The organism is Roseibium hamelinense, assembly GCF_007830545.1.
GTDB classification, from domain to species: Bacteria; Pseudomonadota; Alphaproteobacteria; order Rhizobiales; family Stappiaceae; genus Roseibium; species Roseibium hamelinense.
Window position 1 is genome coordinate 73,501 of sequence record NZ_VLLF01000011.1, and the last position, 15,362, is coordinate 88,862.

The 15,362-nt window shown below is 55.7% G+C and carries 15 protein-coding genes; 12 read left to right on the top strand and 3 right to left on the bottom strand.

Annotation, left to right across the window (positions count from 1 at the left end; translation table 11 throughout):
- Positions 1 to 10: 10 nt before the first annotated feature.
- The 3 genes from glk to JM93_RS19300 form a co-directional block, all read right to left on the bottom strand.
- Complete coding sequence (gene glk, locus JM93_RS19290) at positions 11 to 1,060, bottom strand: glucokinase (protein ID WP_145346905.1); 1,050 nt, start codon at positions 1,058 to 1,060, stop codon at positions 11 to 13.
- Positions 1,057 to 1,488: a methylglyoxal synthase gene (locus JM93_RS19295; protein WP_145346907.1), complete on the bottom strand. Its 432-nt coding sequence runs from the start codon at positions 1,486 to 1,488 to the stop codon at positions 1,057 to 1,059. The genes glk and JM93_RS19295 overlap by 4 nt, the downstream gene beginning before the upstream one ends.
- 160 nt (positions 1,489 to 1,648) lie before the next feature.
- Positions 1,649 to 2,503 (bottom strand): DUF1194 domain-containing protein, encoded by an 855-nt coding sequence (locus JM93_RS19300; RefSeq protein WP_145346909.1) that lies wholly within the window; start codon positions 2,501 to 2,503, stop codon positions 1,649 to 1,651.
- Between the two features lie 555 nt (positions 2,504 to 3,058).
- On the opposite strand from JM93_RS19300, the gene JM93_RS19305 reads away from it, so the two are divergent.
- The 12 genes from JM93_RS19305 to JM93_RS19360 all read left to right on the top strand — a co-directional run bounded on the left by JM93_RS19305 (position 3,059) and on the right by JM93_RS19360 (position 15,357).
- Positions 3,059 to 4,042, top strand: coding sequence for a sugar-binding transcriptional regulator (locus JM93_RS19305; protein WP_196220725.1), 984 nt, complete (start codon positions 3,059 to 3,061; stop codon positions 4,040 to 4,042).
- 117 nt (positions 4,043 to 4,159) lie between these two features.
- Positions 4,160 to 5,113 (top strand): BMP family lipoprotein, encoded by a 954-nt coding sequence (locus JM93_RS19310; protein WP_145347067.1) that lies wholly within the window; start codon positions 4,160 to 4,162, stop codon positions 5,111 to 5,113.
- Between the two features lie 68 nt (positions 5,114 to 5,181).
- The gene (locus tag JM93_RS19315) at positions 5,182 to 6,180 is read left to right on the top strand and encodes a BMP family lipoprotein (protein WP_145346911.1); all 999 of its coding nucleotides are present in this window, start codon (positions 5,182 to 5,184) and stop codon (positions 6,178 to 6,180) included.
- Between the two features lie 62 nt (positions 6,181 to 6,242).
- Complete coding sequence (locus JM93_RS19320) at positions 6,243 to 7,775, top strand: ABC transporter ATP-binding protein (protein WP_145347069.1); 1,533 nt, start codon at positions 6,243 to 6,245, stop codon at positions 7,773 to 7,775.
- Positions 7,772 to 8,878 carry an ABC transporter permease gene (locus JM93_RS19325; RefSeq protein WP_145346913.1) on the top strand — a complete coding sequence of 369 codons (1,107 nt, stop codon included), beginning with the start codon at positions 7,772 to 7,774 and terminating at the stop codon, positions 8,876 to 8,878. Before JM93_RS19320 ends, JM93_RS19325 begins: the two co-directional genes overlap by 4 nt.
- A gap of 10 nt (positions 8,879 to 8,888) precedes the next feature.
- Positions 8,889 to 9,857: an ABC transporter permease gene (locus JM93_RS19330; RefSeq protein ID WP_145346915.1), complete on the top strand. Its 969-nt coding sequence runs from the start codon at positions 8,889 to 8,891 to the stop codon at positions 9,855 to 9,857.
- Positions 9,854 to 10,252 (top strand): cytidine deaminase, encoded by a 399-nt coding sequence (locus JM93_RS19335; protein WP_145346917.1) that lies wholly within the window; start codon positions 9,854 to 9,856, stop codon positions 10,250 to 10,252. Before JM93_RS19330 ends, JM93_RS19335 begins: the two co-directional genes overlap by 4 nt.
- Positions 10,253 to 10,258: 6 nt before the next feature.
- Positions 10,259 to 11,071 (top strand): purine-nucleoside phosphorylase, encoded by an 813-nt coding sequence (locus JM93_RS19340; protein WP_145346919.1) that lies wholly within the window; start codon positions 10,259 to 10,261, stop codon positions 11,069 to 11,071.
- Positions 11,064 to 11,846, top strand: a complete 783-nt coding sequence (gene deoC / locus JM93_RS19345; RefSeq protein ID WP_145346921.1) for a deoxyribose-phosphate aldolase — start codon at positions 11,064 to 11,066, stop codon at positions 11,844 to 11,846. The genes JM93_RS19340 and deoC overlap by 8 nt, the downstream gene beginning before the upstream one ends.
- Positions 11,847 to 11,850: 4 nt before the next feature.
- Positions 11,851 to 13,167 (top strand): thymidine phosphorylase, encoded by a 1,317-nt coding sequence (gene deoA, locus JM93_RS19350; RefSeq protein ID WP_145346923.1) that lies wholly within the window; start codon positions 11,851 to 11,853, stop codon positions 13,165 to 13,167.
- A gap of 71 nt (positions 13,168 to 13,238) precedes the next feature.
- Positions 13,239 to 14,459, top strand: a complete 1,221-nt coding sequence (locus tag JM93_RS19355) for a phosphopentomutase (RefSeq protein WP_145346925.1) — start codon at positions 13,239 to 13,241, stop codon at positions 14,457 to 14,459.
- Between the two features lie 25 nt (positions 14,460 to 14,484).
- Positions 14,485 to 15,357 (top strand): phytanoyl-CoA dioxygenase family protein, encoded by an 873-nt coding sequence (locus JM93_RS19360; protein WP_145346927.1) that lies wholly within the window; start codon positions 14,485 to 14,487, stop codon positions 15,355 to 15,357.
- The last annotated feature ends 5 nt before the right edge of the window (positions 15,358 to 15,362 follow it).

Here is a 15,362-nt window from a genome sequence, read left to right on the forward strand (position 1 = left end):
GCGCAACTGATCAGCCTGTCCTGCGATGTGGCGCAATCGCGGATTGCCAGTGCCGCCCCGTTAGCGAGACCGCAAAGTTTTCCGGGTGCCTTGCATAACAGGCCAGCCCTTCCAGCGCCGGGTTCGGATGACGGACAATGAAGGTCGGAATTGTCCTGAGCAGGGCTTCATGCGGCGCCTTGGTCTCGAAAGAGGACCGGAACGCACCAGTAACCAGATAATCGGCAATTCGCGGCGTCACGCCGCCGGTGAGATAAACCCCGCCACGGGCCAAAAGGGAAAGGGCAAAGTCGCCGGCTACCCGTCCAAGTGCTTTTGCAAAAAGGCGCAGGGTCTTCACTGCAACGGGATCACCTGCATCGGCGGCCTGGGTCACTTCGGCCGCCGATGTGTATGTGCCGTCTGCCTGTTCCGCGCTACGCACTGCGCGTGCCAGCCGCGGCATCCCGGTCCCACTAAGCAGATGCTCGGCTCCGATGCGTCCGCCGACTTTTTCGATATGATCCCAAATTGCAAAATCTTCGTCACTGACGGGTCCAAGTTCCACGTGCCCCCCTTCTCCGGGCACCGGGATCCAAGTATCCGCGGCATAAATCATCGCAGCTGCACCAAGGCCGGTTCCCGGTCCAAGGACGAATTTAGTTGAGGCGGGCAGTGGTGTGCCGCTGCCGATCTGTTGAAGATCTTCGCCTTCCAGGTTCGGCAAAGCCAGTGCCTGGGCTTCGAAATCATTCAGGACGACAACTTCTTCCAGCGCCAGATCGGAAATCATGGCGTTCGGTTCGATCACCCAGGCCGCATTGGTGAGCGGAATGCGGTCTCCGGTGACCGGTCCGGCAACCGCGATTATGGCTGTTTTGGGTTTCTCGCCTGCTGCAGTAAGTGCGCAGGATTTTATTGCATCTGTCAGGGTGTCGTGATCTGCAGTCGCCGTTGTTCCGATGATTTGTGTCGGGCTGCCTGGACCTTTCACAAGGGCAAAGCGTGCATTGGTGCCGCCAATATCGGCAACCAAAACAGGGAAAGCAAAAGCAGTCTGTTGTCTATTGCGAAGGTTCATATGTCAGCTGCATTCACTTCCGGCGTTGTGGACGTCGTTTTTAAACCGGTTAGCCTCGCCGAGCGAAGCAGTATTTCGGCAGTCGACAGATTTAATGCCATGGGTAAGTCGTAAACTAGGGCAAGGCGCATGAGAGCCTTCACGTCGACATCGTGCGGCATGGGGGATAGAGGATCGACGAAAAACACAAGTCCGGCGAGTTTGCCTTCCGCGATCATTGCGCCGATCTGCTGATCGCCGCCGAGTGGGCCACTTTTCAAGCGCGTAATGGAAAGGTCTGGGCAAGTATCCCGGATGCGTCCGCCGGTCGTTCCGGTTGCAACAAGATCGAAGGCAGATAGCTTTTCTTGATTTCGCATGGCAAAATTCACCATGACATCTTTTTTGGCGTCATGGGCGATAAGCGCCAGGACCGGTCTTTTCGACATGCAGGCGGGCTCCGGATCGGACTTCAATGAAGCCAGGTTTACCCGCATTACGCAGACGGTGCAAAGGTTGGACAACCCGTTCTCTGAAAGCCGGAGAAGCTTCCGAAGTTAAGCTTCACTTCGGCCTCACAGCCTGAGATGCTCTGTGAGGCGTCAGCGCTCAGTCAAAGACATTGCAGCGGATCGGTTGTCGGTCTGCGACAGTGCGAACCAGCGGTTTTTCAAAAGTCAGGCCGGCAATTTCCATCACCAGTTTCATGCGGATCGCGTCAGCAAAGCCCTCTTTTGATTTGACCGGAATTGCAAAAGACCCCGGGCCGCCAATCACGCAATCCTCGTAATAATGGTCGAGGTTCAACATGGCTTGCCAGGTGTTCGAAGACGACTTCATCATCAAAGGCAGCCCGTTGATTGTCACGCCGGCAGCGATAAGCTGATCCCGGACTTTTGTAACCGAGCCGCCCTGGTTGTTGGGGCCGTCCCCCGAAATGTCGATGACCTGTCGCAGTCCGGTATACTGGTTGGTTTTCACAAGGCTGACTGATTTTGCCAGCGCCGAGGCGATTGATGTGCGCTGTACCTGCCGAAGCGGGGCTTCCGCGATTTGCGCAGCAAATCCTTCAGCGGTCTGTTCGTCCTGAATGACAGTCCAGTCGGCGACCATAAAATGTTCGTCGACACCACCCCATTCCATATAGGCGATCGCAACACGGCCAATGGGTCCGTACTTAACAGCTTCTAGAAACTCAGGAGACGTGAGGGCAGCAACATACCCGGCACGCTGTACTTCCTGTTCTTCCGTATCCATAGATTGTGAAATGTCTACGGCAAGTACGAGTTCAACATCTACTTCATTCGCGGGATCATAAGCATACCCGGTGATGATGTTTCGTTGATGTGTGTCGGCCGTGGCCGGGGCAAAAGACGCGCCAAGCAATGCTACTGATATGGACGCTGATACCAGAGTAACACGTGGTATGTCAGCTGCAGCTTGAAGTATTCTATCGAGACGCATATCCGGTTCTCCTTCGATAACCTGCGATCGGTTCAGCACGTCTCCCCGTGACTCATTTTGCAGACGAAATTCTTATCGTTTCGTTCCTCGTCAAAAGCACCAGCGTTGTTCTTACTACTTAGCTGTCGCATGGAAAAAGCTTTGCAAAGCCTGTGCCAATGCGATTCATCTTAATTTTGCTGGCAAATTCAAAGGCGCACAAGGTGCATCTGAGATTAACATGGGGGTAACAGTGCCCGATCGCTAGGCATCAAGTAATACTTTGAAAGATCTTGGGTGTTACTAAGCGTAAAAATGTGAGCAGTTTCAGGGCTGTAATGGAAATGTCACGAAGTGGTCAAAAACGTATCATTCGCCTAGTTTTTTTGCGGCATATCCGCTTGACCTGCTGTCCATTTGCGGGCAGTGTGTGAATAAATCCTCATCAAGTGAAGAATTTTTCGGGTTGTGTCGGCTAATTGTTGCCGGGTGTTCGCAGTAAATTTCGAGAAAAGGCATGCTTGAGAAGGATTGTGCCGGGCGGGTTCAAATGCAGCGTTCGAGTGGAGGGGGCTTATGCAGGTGCGCGATCACGATTGGACGGACTATCTGGCGATTCGCGCTGCATGGCTGTCCTTTGTGGGTGGCCGCACCCAAGGTGAGATCGCAGCTCAACTCGGCATGTCGCCAGCCAAAGTCCATCGCCTTATTGCGCATGCGCAGCGCGAGGGCTTCGTAAAATTCCAGATCGAAGGCCGCCCGGTTGAGTGCCTCGAAATGGAAGACGAGCTCGCAAGGCGCTTCCATCTCAACAGCTGCATCATTGCTCCTGACCTCGGCGACGGCGGTCAGGCAATTGCAATCCGGGCCGTCGCCTCTTCAGCAGCGCATATTCTCGAAGGTGTGCTGTCCAGCGAGGGGGTTCAAAGAGTTGGTGTCGGAATGGGCCGCACACTGAAAGCCGCTGTAGAAGACATGTCGCGGCTTGCGCGCCCAGATCTGGAAATTATGTCCATTTGCGGCTCACTGACCCGGACATTGGCAGCGAACCCTTATGATGTTGTTCAAAAACTACAAGAGCGAACAGGTGGGGAGGGGTATTATCTGCCCGTGCCCTATTTCGCTGAGAACCGCGATGAAAAGAATGTGTTTCTAGCACAGCGGAGTGTTCAGGATCTAATTGTGCGGGCGCAGCGCTCCGATGTTTTTATTATCGGGATTGGCTCGGTGGATGCGGAGGGGCATCTCATCGAACGCGGAATGATCTCGGATCGGGAGCAAGCAGAACTTGCGGCAAGTGGCGCAGTTTGCGACCTGATGGGACGCTTTTTGACAATTGACGGCTCGCTTGCTTCAACAAGCCTGGGTGATTGTGCCGTTGGTCTTCATTTTGAAGATGTGCGTGGTGCGCGCGTGATTGCGCTGGCAGGCGGAGAGAGCAAGGCAGAAGCAACCCTTGCCGCTTTGCGGGCTGGCGTCATAACCGATCTGATTGCGGATGAAACCCTGGTGAGGGAAATGCGCAAATTGATCGGAGATCAGCTGATGCGATCCGCTTGACTGGCTCGCATTTTTGAAGGGGAACCAGTGAACGCCGGGTGGTCCGGGTTTCACGTGTCGGAGGACAAACGAGTGAAGAAGCTCCTGACGATTGGCGCGCTTTTGGCGGGCGTTACCATGGCAGCATCTGCTTATGCAGACGAGATCAAGCCTGCAGTGCTGTATGACCTTGGAGGCAAGTTCGACAAGTCGTTCAACGAAGCTGCCTACACTGGTGCTGAGCAGTTCAAGGAAGATTTCGGGATAGAATATCGGGACTTCGAGCTTCAAAATGATGCCCAGCGTGAACAGGCACTTCGGAACTTTGCACGCCGTGGTATGAGCCCGATCATCGCAATCGGTTTTTCACAGGCCAATGCCCTGGAAAAAGTTGCGCAGGAATTTCCTGATCTGCAGTTTGCCATCGTCGACATGGTTGTCGATCTGCCGAACGTACGCTCCATCGTGTTCAAGGAGCACGAAGGTTCCTATATCGTTGGTATGCTCGCTGCTATGGCATCGGAAACCGGAACCGTCGGTTTTGTAGGCGGTATGGACATTCCGCTGATCCGCAAGTTTGCCTGCGGTTACAAACAAGGTGCTCTTGCCGCAAATGAAAACGTCGAAGTTTTCCAAAATATGACCGGTACGACCGGCGCCGCATGGAACGACCCGGTCAAAGGCGGCGAGCTTGCCAAGTCACAGTTCGATCGCGGTGCCGATGTCGTCTACCATGCGGCTGGTGCCACCGGGATCGGTGTCCTGCAGGCGGCAGCGGATGCTGGCAAACTCGGCATCGGTGTAGACAGTAACCAAAATGCTCTTCATCCGGGCTCGGTTCTGACCTCCATGCTGAAGCGGGTAGACATCGCTGTCTACCGGACCTTTGAAGATGCAAAAGACGGATTGTTTGAGCCGGGTTTTGAGGTTCTGGGTCTGGCCGAAGGCGGTGTCGACTGGGCACTTGACGAAAACAATGCCGAACTCATTTCCGATGAAATGAAGGCGACCGTTGAGCAGGTGACCAACCAGATTGTGTCCGGCGAAATCGTTGTGCACGACTATATGGCTGACCAGACCTGCCCATTCTGATCCGCTTGGCGGCCCGTTGTTTCGGGCGGGCCGCCAGACTCTTCTGCTCTCTCCTTACGGCGGTTTCAATGCTGATCCTGCGAACGTTTGCCTCGGTGTTCATTGCCGTCGCTGTTTTCAGTGCTGCTCCTGCGCAGGCCGAACCCGCGATTGTCTATTCTGTGGGTGGAAAATTCGACGGGTCGTTTAATGAGAGTGCCTATCAAGGTGTCCAGCAATACACCCAGGAAACCGGGAACAGCGTTCGTGAATTTGAGCTCGAGCGGGACGCTCAGAGCCGGCAGGCGCTGAGAAATTTCGCAAGCCGCGGGTATGAACCGGTTGTGGCAATTGGTTTTAACCAGGCAAATGCAGTTGCAGCCGCCGCCAGTGAATTTCCCGAAACCTCGTTCGTCATTGTTGATATGGTGGTCGAAGCACCGAATGTGGCCTCCTATGTGTTTAAGGAGAGCGAAGGCGCCTATCTTGGCGGAGTGCTGGCCGCTATGGCATCTGAAAGCGGCACAGTCGGGTTTGTGGGCGGTATGGATATTCCGATCATCCGCCGGTTCCTTTGCGGGTATGTGCAAGGAGTTAAATCCGTAGGTCAGGAAACGGAAGTCCTGTTCAACATGGCTGGTGACACGCCTGCGGCCTTCACTGACCCAGCGCGGGGCGGTGAACTGGCGCGGTCACAGGCTCAATCAGGTGCTGATGTCATTATTCAGGCAGCGGGCGGTACCGGTATAGGAGTATTGCAAACGGCTGCCGATACAGGGGTTTTGGGCATTGGTACGGATTCAAATCAAAACGGGCTTCATCCTGGTCAGGTCCTGACCTCGATCCGCAAGCGGGTCGATCGCGCCGTCTACGACAGTTTCATCGCGTTTGACCAAGGCACGTTCAAACCGGGGTTGAATGTCCTTGGGGTGAAGGAAGGCGGCATGGATTGGGTGCTGGATGACAACAACCGTGATCTTATCACGTCACAAATGCAGCAAGCAGCCAACGCCGCCTTGTCAGGTATTTCGACTGGGGAACTGGTGGTCGAAGATCTGGCCGCTGACGGATCCTGTCCTGTTTCTTGAGCGTGGTCACGAAAAGTGGGTAAACCAATGATAACAACATGCCAGCAACCGCGGGGGGCGGTATGAACGGGACGCCGGCAATTGAACTGCGCAAAATCAACAAGCGTTTTGGACCTGTTCATGCGAACCGGAATATCGATCTTGTTGTGAAGAAAGGTTCCATTCACGGAATCATCGGCGAGAATGGGGCGGGCAAATCCACCCTGATGTCGATCCTGTACGGGTTCTACCACGCGGATGATGGCGACATTGTCATCAATGGCAACAAAGTCTCGATCCCCGATTCAAAGTCAGCGATTTCGCTCGGAATCGGCATGGTTCATCAGCATTTTATGCTGGTCGATAATTTTTCGGTACTTGAAAACGTCATTTTGGGCGCAGAAGGAGGCGCACGTCTGGCCGGCGGCGTGGATAAGGCGCGGCAGGAGCTCCGCCGGCTTGAAGAAGAATATGAGCTGCGCGTCGATCCGGATGCGATTGTACAAGACTTGCCGGTTGGTTTGCAGCAGCGGGTCGAAATTCTCAAAGCGCTTTTCCGCGGCGCAGACATCCTTATCCTCGACGAACCGACCGGTGTTTTGACACCCGCAGAGGCCGACCACCTTTTCAAAATCCTCGAAGTGCTGCGCGATGAAGGCAAAACCGTGCTTTTGATTACGCATAAACTGCGGGAAATCATGGCTATAACCGACACTGTATCCGTCATGCGGCGCGGCGAAATGGTGGCAACGCGCGAGACCTCTCAAACCTCCATGTCTGAATTGGCCGAGCTGATGGTCGGACGCAGCGTGCTTCTTCGCGTGGAAAAAGAACAGGCCCAGCCTTCGGACACGGTGCTGGCGATCGAAAATCTGACCGTCACCGATAGCCGCGGCGTTCAAGTCGTAAAGGATGTCTCCTTTGAAGTACGCGCTGGTGAGATCGTCGGGATCGCCGGGGTTTCCGGAAACGGTCAGTCTGAATTGCTTGAGACTTTGGCGGGCATTCGGCGCGCTACGTCTGGCACCTTGCGTATCGGGGGCCAAGTGATCGACCTCGCCGATCGCATTATTGACCCCGCTGAAATGCGTCAGCTCAGCATGGGACACGTGCCTGAGGACCGTCACAGGATGGGGCTTGTTACCAGCTTTCCTGAATATGAGAACGCGATCCTGGGCTATCACCACGATCCGGAATACTCCAACGGGGTCTTCCTTGATTTGGCGGCGATCAAAAAGACCGCACAAACAGAAATCGAGCGCTATGATATTCGCCCCCCAAATCCACTGCTGAAAACGGCAAACTTCTCAGGCGGTAATCAGCAAAAAATCGTTCTGGCCCGTGAAATCGAACGTGATCCTCAGGTTTTGCTGGTCGGTCAGCCAACCCGCGGTGTCGATATTGGCGCGATCGAATTCATTCACAAACGGCTGATTGAAATGCGTGATGCCGCGAAGGGTGTTCTGCTGGTTTCGGTCGAATTGGATGAGATCAGAGGTTTGTCAGATCGCATTCTGGTGATGTTTGACGGCCGGATTGTGGGTGAACGCGGACCGGACGCAAGTGAGGGCGAGCTAGGTCTTTTGATGGCAGGTGTAGAAGGAGAAGCGTCATGAACGCCGGACAACTGCCGCGTTGGGTCGACTTCGGCCTCATCCCGCTGCTAAATCTCACGGCCGCGTTCCTGGTGTCGGGTCTTGTGGTGCTGATTATCGGCGAGAACCCGATCGAAGTCGTGCAGGTCTTGCTTTGGGGGGCGCTAGGCTTTGGAGAAGGGGTTGGATTTACCCTGTTCTACGCCACCAATTTCATATTTACCGGCCTCGCTGTCGCCGTCGCCTTCCATGCGGGTCTGTTCAATATCGGAGGCGAAGGGCAGGCGTATATTGGTGGTTTAGGCGTCGCGTTTGCCTGTCTCGCTTTGGATCAGGTGGTGCCCTGGTGGGTGACAATGCCATTTGCAATTGTTGGAGCAGCGCTGGCGGGTGCGGCCTGGGCTTTCATTCCAGCTTGGCTGCAAGCGACGCGTGGCAGCCACATCGTGATCACCACGATCATGTTCAATTTCATTGCTGCGTCCCTGATGGTGTATTTGCTGGTCAACGTGATTGGCGAAGCCGGCTCTATGCAACCCGAAACCCGAACTTTCGAAGATGGCGGGCGTCTTCCGTTCCTGAACGACTTCATCCCATTTGCAGACTTTGGGACAGCGCCCGTCAATCTGTCGCTCGTTCTTGGCTTGATTGCATGTTTTGGGGTTTGGCTTTTGATCTGGCGGACGCGGCTTGGGTACGAGATCCGGTCGTTCGGTGCGAATCCGACCGCCGCAGTTTATGCGGGGATTTCGCCGGTTAGGACCATCGTCGTGACAATGCTGATCTCGGGCGGGTTGGCCGGCATGATGGCGATGAATGAGATCATGGGATCGCAGCACCGCCTCCTCATCGAATTCGTCACAGGATATGGTTTTGTCGGGATTGCTGTCGCATTGATGGGGCGCGCCCATCCCATCGGAATTGTTCTCGCGGCAGTGCTCTTTGGCATGCTGTATCAGGGAGGAGCCGAACTCTCATTCGAGATTCCGACCATTACCCGGGACATGATTGTCGTCATCCAGGGTCTTGTCATCCTGTTCGCCGGAGCCCTGGAGCACATGTTCCGGCCCGCTCTCGTTCAGTTCTTCACGATGCGGCGTTTGAACGCTGCACAGACAGGATAAGGAGCCGGATATGTTTGAGACCCTGATCCTCCTCCTTGATTCAACAGTACGATTGTCAACGCCCCTTCTTCTGGCGTGTCTCGCTGGACTTTATTCGGAGCGTGCCGGTGTGGTTGACATCGGCCTGGAGGGCAAGATGCTAGGCGCCGCCTTCGGGGCAGCTGCGGTTGGCTACATCAGCGGCAACGCCTTCCTCGGCCTATTGGCCGGTATTGGCGTTTCCATCGGTCTGGCGCTGATTCACGGTTTTGCGTCGATCTCTAACCGCGGAAATCAGATTGTTTCAGGCGTTGCAATCAACTTCCTGGCTGCGGGATTGACCGCTTTGCTGGGGCAAGCCTGGTTCCGCCAAGGGGGGCGTACGCCGCCGCTTCCCGAAGGAGGGCGGTTTACGAATATCGAGTTGCCGTTTGCCGAAGCCGTCCGCGATGTTCCATACATCGGTCCGCTATACGGAGAGCTTATCTCGGGGCATAATATACTTGTTTACGCGGCTTTTGCTGCCGTGCCCCTGACATGGTGGATTCTTTTTAAAACCCGGTTTGGACTTCGGCTCCGTGCGGTTGGCGAGAACCCGGCCGCTGTCGATACGGCTGGCATTTCGGTCATTTGGCTGCGCTATCGGGCGGTCATCATGTGCGGTGTCCTTTGCGGTTTTGCTGGTGCCTATCTCTCAATTGCCCAGTCTGCCGGGTTCATCGCAAACATGACCGCTGGTAAGGGTTTCATTGCACTGGCAGCCCTGATTTTTGCCAAGTGGCAGCCACGCAATGCAATGTTTGCCTGTTTGCTGTTTGGTTTTCTGGACGCGGCTGCGATCCGTCTGCAAGGACAGGAGATTGCAGGGATTGGCGAGATTCCGGTTCAGTTCTTCCAGGCGCTTCCTTACGTCCTGACCGTAATTCTGCTGGCTGGGTTCATTGGCAAGGCCATCCCTCCGAAAGCCGCCGGCATCCCATACGTGAAGGAGCGTACATGAGTGACCTTGACGCTTTGTTTGAGGCTGCAAGGGCTGTTCGCGAAAAGGCCTACGCACCGTATTCTAACTTTCTGGTCGGTGCAGCTTTACGGACACCTGACGGAACGATTTTCACCGGATGTAACGTTGAAAACGCATCATATCCGGTGAGCGTATGCGCCGAAGGCGGCGCAGTTGGCGCATTGATCGCCGCAGGTTATAGGCAGATTGCTGAAGCCGTTGTCGTCGGCGACGCAGCGCTATGCACGCCGTGTGGCATGTGCAGGCAACGCCTCAAGGAATTTGGCACCGAACATTTGGTTGTGCATGTGGCGGATCTTTCCGGTATCCGCCGCAGTTTCACAATGGACGAGCTGCTTCCTGCAGCATTTGAACTCGAAGACAAGAAGGACTGACCCTCCATGAGTGGTTTTGGCCGCGAGTGCGCGGAAATTGTCCGCGCCGCCCGTCCGGGCAGCTATCGTGTTGGTATGATCCTCGGCTCTGGCCTTGGGTCCATGGCGGACGAAGTGGAAGATGCTGTCCGCATTCCTTATGGGCATTTGGCAGAGTTTCCCGTTTCGACCGTGACCTCGCATTCCAGTGAACTGGTGGCCGGGACCATGTCCGGCGTTCCTGTCGTGATCCTGTCGGGCCGCGCGCACTATTACGAGAGCGGCAATGCGCAGGTGATGCGCACACCAGTGGAGACGCTGAAAGAGCTCGGTTGCAACATCCTGCTTGCCACGAATGCGGCTGGTTCGTTGCGTGAAGATGTTGCACCTGGCAGCCCCATGCTCATCTCTGATCACATCAATTGGTCCGGCCTCAATCCTTTGATAGGCGAGGAAGACGAGCGCCGGTTTTTGGATCTCAGCGCAGCCTATGATGCAGATTTGCGCGCAGCGATGCACAAGGTCGCCGAGACAACCGGTCAGGGAATTTCAGAGGGCACTTACATGTGGTTCTCCGGCCCAACTTTTGAAACACCCGCCGAAATCAAGATGGCCAAGATGCTTGGCGCAGATGCGGTCGGCATGTCGACAGTTCCTGAGGTCATCATCGGGCGCTTTCTGGGCATGCGGGTTGCCGCGATGTCGGTCATCACCAATTTTGGTGCGGGCCTTCAAGCGCATGGCCTGTCGCATGACGAAACCAAGTCGATGGCGCAAGTCGGCATGGACCGAATGAAAGAGCTGGTACGCGGGTTTGTTCAGGAGGTCGGTCATGAGTGAGGCAATGGACCCCAAGGACGTTGCAGCCCGCGCGCTGCCGCTGGTTGACCTCACAAATCTAAATGATGACTGCACTGCCGAAGACATCACCGCGTTGTGCAAACGGGCAGTCACGGCGCATGGCACGGTGGCTGCTGTATGCATTTGGCCACAATTCGTTGCGCAGGCGGTTGCCGAGCTGTCTGGATCCGGTGTCCGGGTTGCCACCGTTGTCAATTTCCCTGCCGGTGGCACCGAAACGCTGGATGTCGTCGCAGAGACCGCGAAAGCAGTTGCAGACGGTGCTGATGATATCGACCTCGTCATGCCGTACAGGGCCTTTCTGGACGGGCGGAGAGGCTTTGCCGAAGAGCAGATCATTCAGGTTAAGGCTGCGATCCCCCAGCCCAAAATCCTCAAAGTCATTTTGGAGACAGGTGAAATAAAGGATCCGCTGCTGATACACTCAGGCTGTCAAATAGCAATTGGTGCAGGCGCCGACTTCATCAAAACGTCAACGGGGAAAGTGGAAACGAATGCCACTCTCGAGGCGGCGGAAATCATGCTGACAGCGATCGAAGAAGCTCGGCGCGATCATAAAAAGTCCGTTGGCTTCAAGCCTGCGGGCGGCATCAAGACCGTTCAGGATGCTGCGGATTATCTCGCACTCGCAGATCGCATCTTAGGGCACAATTGGGTGTCCGCCCAAACATTCCGTTTTGGAGCCAGCGGCTTGCTGGATGCCTTGATTGGTGCGCTCGACGGAACCAATGCAACAGCCGGAGAAGGGTATTAACCCCATGCTGCCTCAAGAAATCATTCGAAAAAAACGCCATGGCGGCGAGCTGACACCCGAAGAGATCCAGTTTTTTGTAAAAGGCTTGGCCTCTGAAGCCGTTACAGAAGGCCAGGTCGCGGCCCTCGCCATGGCCATCTATTTCCAAAGATTGACAGTAGATGAGCGGGTTGCGCTGACACTTGCCATGCGCGACAGCGGCGAAGTCCTAGACTGGTCGAACATATCAGCGCCGGTGCTGGACAAGCACTCGACAGGTGGTGTCGGAGACAATGTCTCGCTCATGCTGGCTCCGGCCCTGGCTGCATGCGGCGCGGCGGTTCCGATGATTTCCGGACGCGGTCTTGGGCATACCGGCGGAACGCTTGACAAGTTCGATACGATCCCGGGCTACCAGACGCAGCCGGACAATGCGCTGTTCAAAAAGGTCGTCAAGGAGGTCGGCTGCGCCGTCATCGGTCAGACTGGCAATTTGGCGCCGGCCGACAAGCGCTTTTATGCGATCCGTGATGTGACTGGAACGGTTGAGAGTGTCGACCTGATAACGGCATCCATTTTGTCTAAGAAGCTGGCAGCCGGACTTCAGGGGCTCGTCTTGGACGTCAAGTGGGGCACCGGCGCTTTCATGGCGACGCTCGAGGAGGCGCGGGCCCTGGCCGAGAGCCTCGTGCTCGTAGCGAACGGCGCCGGTTTGAAAACGACCGCGCTTTTGACGGACATGAATGAACCGTTGGCATCAGCCGCCGGTAACGCTGTGGAGGTTCAAAACGCAGTTGATTTCCTGAAGGGAACAGCGATCGACAATCGGCTTTGGGATGTCACCGTTGCGCAGGGCGGCGAATTGCTTGCAACCGGCGGGCTGGCTGAAACCGCAGAAGCCGGATGTGAGCAAATGCGCGAGGCGTTTGAGAGCGGCCGTGCTGCCGAAGTTTTCGGCAAGATGGTCGCTGCCCTCGGTGGTCCGGTCGATTTCATGGAAAAGGCAGAGCTGTATTTGCCAAAGGCGAAGGTCGAGGCCCCCGTCTACCCAGAGCAGGCGGGCGTGGTGACCGGCATTGATGCCCGGGCTGTCGGCATTGCGGTTGTTGCCCTGGGCGGCGGTCGCCTAGCAGCCGCGGATGTGATTGACCCTACGGTGGGTCTGACGAGCCTTGCCGGCATCGGGAATACGGTTGATGCGGATTCGCCAATCGCAATTGTCCACGCAGAGAGCGAAGGAGCCGCCGAAGCTGCCGCCGAGGCTGTTCGGCGAGCCTACGCAATTGGAGAGGCTATCGACGCACCGGACCGCCCAAGCGTCGTTGATCGAATTAGCGCCTAGCCCTGACAGTTGGGCATTCTGACCCGGCTTTTTCCAATGTGACGGCTGGTAGAAAACAAAAGGAATGTGACATGCCTCGCGCGATACTGTGCGTATTGGACAGCTTCGGAATCGGCGGTGCACCGGATGCAGATAAATTCGGCGACATGGGCTCGGATACTCTCGGCCATATCGCGGAAGAGTGCGCCGCGGGCCGCGGTAACCGGGAAGGTCTTCGCACGGGGCCCCTGTGTTTGCCCAACCTCGATCGATTGGGGCTTGGTGCTGCCGCCAAGAGATCAAATGGAATATCGGTGCCAGGTCTCGATTTTACCGGCGAACCCGTCGGCCTTTGGGGGCATGCAGAGGAAGTCTCAAACGGGAAGGACACTCCCTCAGGTCACTGGGAAATTGCTGGTGTGCCGGTGCTTTTCGATTGGGGATATTTTCCAGAGGCAATCCCGACATTTCCGGCAGAGCTGACTGATGCGGTCATCGCAGGATCCGATATTGAGGCTGTCTTGGGCAACAAGCACGCGTCCGGCACAGTCATTATCGAGGAGCTGGGTGAAGAACATGTCCGGACCGGGCATCCAATATTCTACACTTCGGCCGATTCGGTCATTCAGATTGCGGCCCATGAGAGCCACTTCGGATTGGACCGGCTTTACAAACTCTGTGAAATCACACGCGAACTCGCCAATCCGTATAATATCGGCCGGGTGATTGCGCGACCGTTCGACGGGGATGATTCCAAGACTTTCAAAAGAACGGCCAACCGCCGCGACTATTCTGTTTTGCCACCCGAGCCCACGGTGCTTGACCGCCTCGCTGCAGCAGGCCGGACCGTTTACGGGATCGGCAAGATCTCGGATATCTTCGCCCATCAGGGTGTCAGCCATGTTCTGAAAGGTGCCGGGAACGAGGAGCTGTTCGACAAGACACTCGAAGCCTTTAGTCTTGCTTCGGACGGCGATTTGATATTTGCAAACTTTATAGACTTTGACTCGCTCTACGGTCACCGCCGGGACGTGCCAGGATACGCGGCGGCGCTGGAACATTTCGATCAACGGCTGCCCGAAATGATTGATGCCCTGAAAGATGGTGATCTCTTAATTCTGACCGCGGACCACGGCTGCGACCCGACATGGCGCGGAACCGATCACACGAGGGAAAACGTGCCGGTCATTGCAACTGGTCCCGGTCTGTCCGGGAAGCCGATCGGAGGCCGGAAAACATTTGCAGATATTGGCGAAACCGTTGCAAAGCATCTCGGCATTGAGCCGGGCAAACACGGGCAAAGTTTTATTTAGAAACTGATTTTGCGGAGGAAGCACATTGGAAGCGCGAAATTTTCAAGCGACCCAAGACGGCCATTTGACCGACGATATGAAGCAGGCTTACCAGGAAGATGGTTTTCTGATTTTGACCGGTTACAAGTCGCCCGCCGAGTGTGATCAACTGCGTGCCCGGATGGCGGGTCTCATAGATGCATTTGACCCGCAAACGGTCGCCTCGGTGTTTGAAACCAATGCGCAGGCACACGCCAAAGACGACTATTTCCGCAAAAGTGGTGACAGCATACACTTCTTTTTTGAAGAGAAAGCCTTTGGCGAAGATGGCAAGCTCACAAAGGATAAACACCTGGCGCTGAACAAGGTGGGACATGCGCTCCACGATGAGGATCCTGTTTTCGAGGCTTTTTCCCGGGACCCAAAAATGGAACGCACTGCAACGGATTTAGGCCTCGTCAATCCACTCTTGGCGCAATCCATGTATATCTTCAAACCGCCGCACATTGGCGGAGAGGTGAACTGCCATCAGGACTCGACCTTTCTTCACACAGATCCCCTGACCTGCACCGGTTTCTGGTTTGCGCTCGAAGATGCCGATGACACAAATGGTGGTCTTTACGGCGTGCCGGGTGGCCATAAGGGGCCGCTCCGCCGCCGCTTTCATTATCATGGCGAAACGCTTGCCATGGAGGAGCTGGATGAGACCCCGATGGCTCCAGGAGACCGACATGCCCCGCTGATCGCGCCGAAGGGAACGCTTGTCATCCTACATGGCTTGGTGCCTCACAGATCCGCGCCAAATACCTCAGACCGTTCACGGCACGCCTATGCCGTCCACATGGTCGATGGAAACGCTACGTGGTCGGCAGACAATTGGCTGAAGAGATCTGACGATAATCCCATGCGCGGTTTTTAATTATC

Coding starts and splice junctions, on each gene's coding strand:
- JM93_RS19300 (WP_145346909.1), bottom strand. CDS start 2,503: ATGCGTCTCGATAGAATACTTCAAGCTGCAGCTGACATACCACGTGTT.
- JM93_RS19330 (WP_145346915.1), top strand. CDS start 8,889: ATGTTTGAGACCCTGATCCTCCTCCTTGATTCAACAGTACGATTGTCA.
- JM93_RS19310 (WP_145347067.1), top strand. CDS start 4,160: ATGGCAGCATCTGCTTATGCAGACGAGATCAAGCCTGCAGTGCTGTAT.
- deoA (WP_145346923.1), top strand. CDS start 11,851: ATGCTGCCTCAAGAAATCATTCGAAAAAAACGCCATGGCGGCGAGCTG.
- deoC (WP_145346921.1), top strand. CDS start 11,064: ATGAGTGAGGCAATGGACCCCAAGGACGTTGCAGCCCGCGCGCTGCCG.
- JM93_RS19325 (WP_145346913.1), top strand. CDS start 7,772: ATGAACGCCGGACAACTGCCGCGTTGGGTCGACTTCGGCCTCATCCCG.
- JM93_RS19340 (WP_145346919.1), top strand. CDS start 10,259: ATGAGTGGTTTTGGCCGCGAGTGCGCGGAAATTGTCCGCGCCGCCCGT.
- JM93_RS19315 (WP_145346911.1), top strand. CDS start 5,182: ATGCTGATCCTGCGAACGTTTGCCTCGGTGTTCATTGCCGTCGCTGTT.
- JM93_RS19320 (WP_145347069.1), top strand. CDS start 6,243: ATGAACGGGACGCCGGCAATTGAACTGCGCAAAATCAACAAGCGTTTT.
- JM93_RS19335 (WP_145346917.1), top strand. CDS start 9,854: ATGAGTGACCTTGACGCTTTGTTTGAGGCTGCAAGGGCTGTTCGCGAA.
- JM93_RS19355 (WP_145346925.1), top strand. CDS start 13,239: ATGCCTCGCGCGATACTGTGCGTATTGGACAGCTTCGGAATCGGCGGT.
- glk (WP_145346905.1), bottom strand. CDS start 1,060: ATGAACCTTCGCAATAGACAACAGACTGCTTTTGCTTTCCCTGTTTTG.
- JM93_RS19305 (WP_196220725.1), top strand. CDS start 3,059: ATGCAGGTGCGCGATCACGATTGGACGGACTATCTGGCGATTCGCGCT.
- JM93_RS19295 (WP_145346907.1), bottom strand. CDS start 1,488: ATGTCGAAAAGACCGGTCCTGGCGCTTATCGCCCATGACGCCAAAAAA.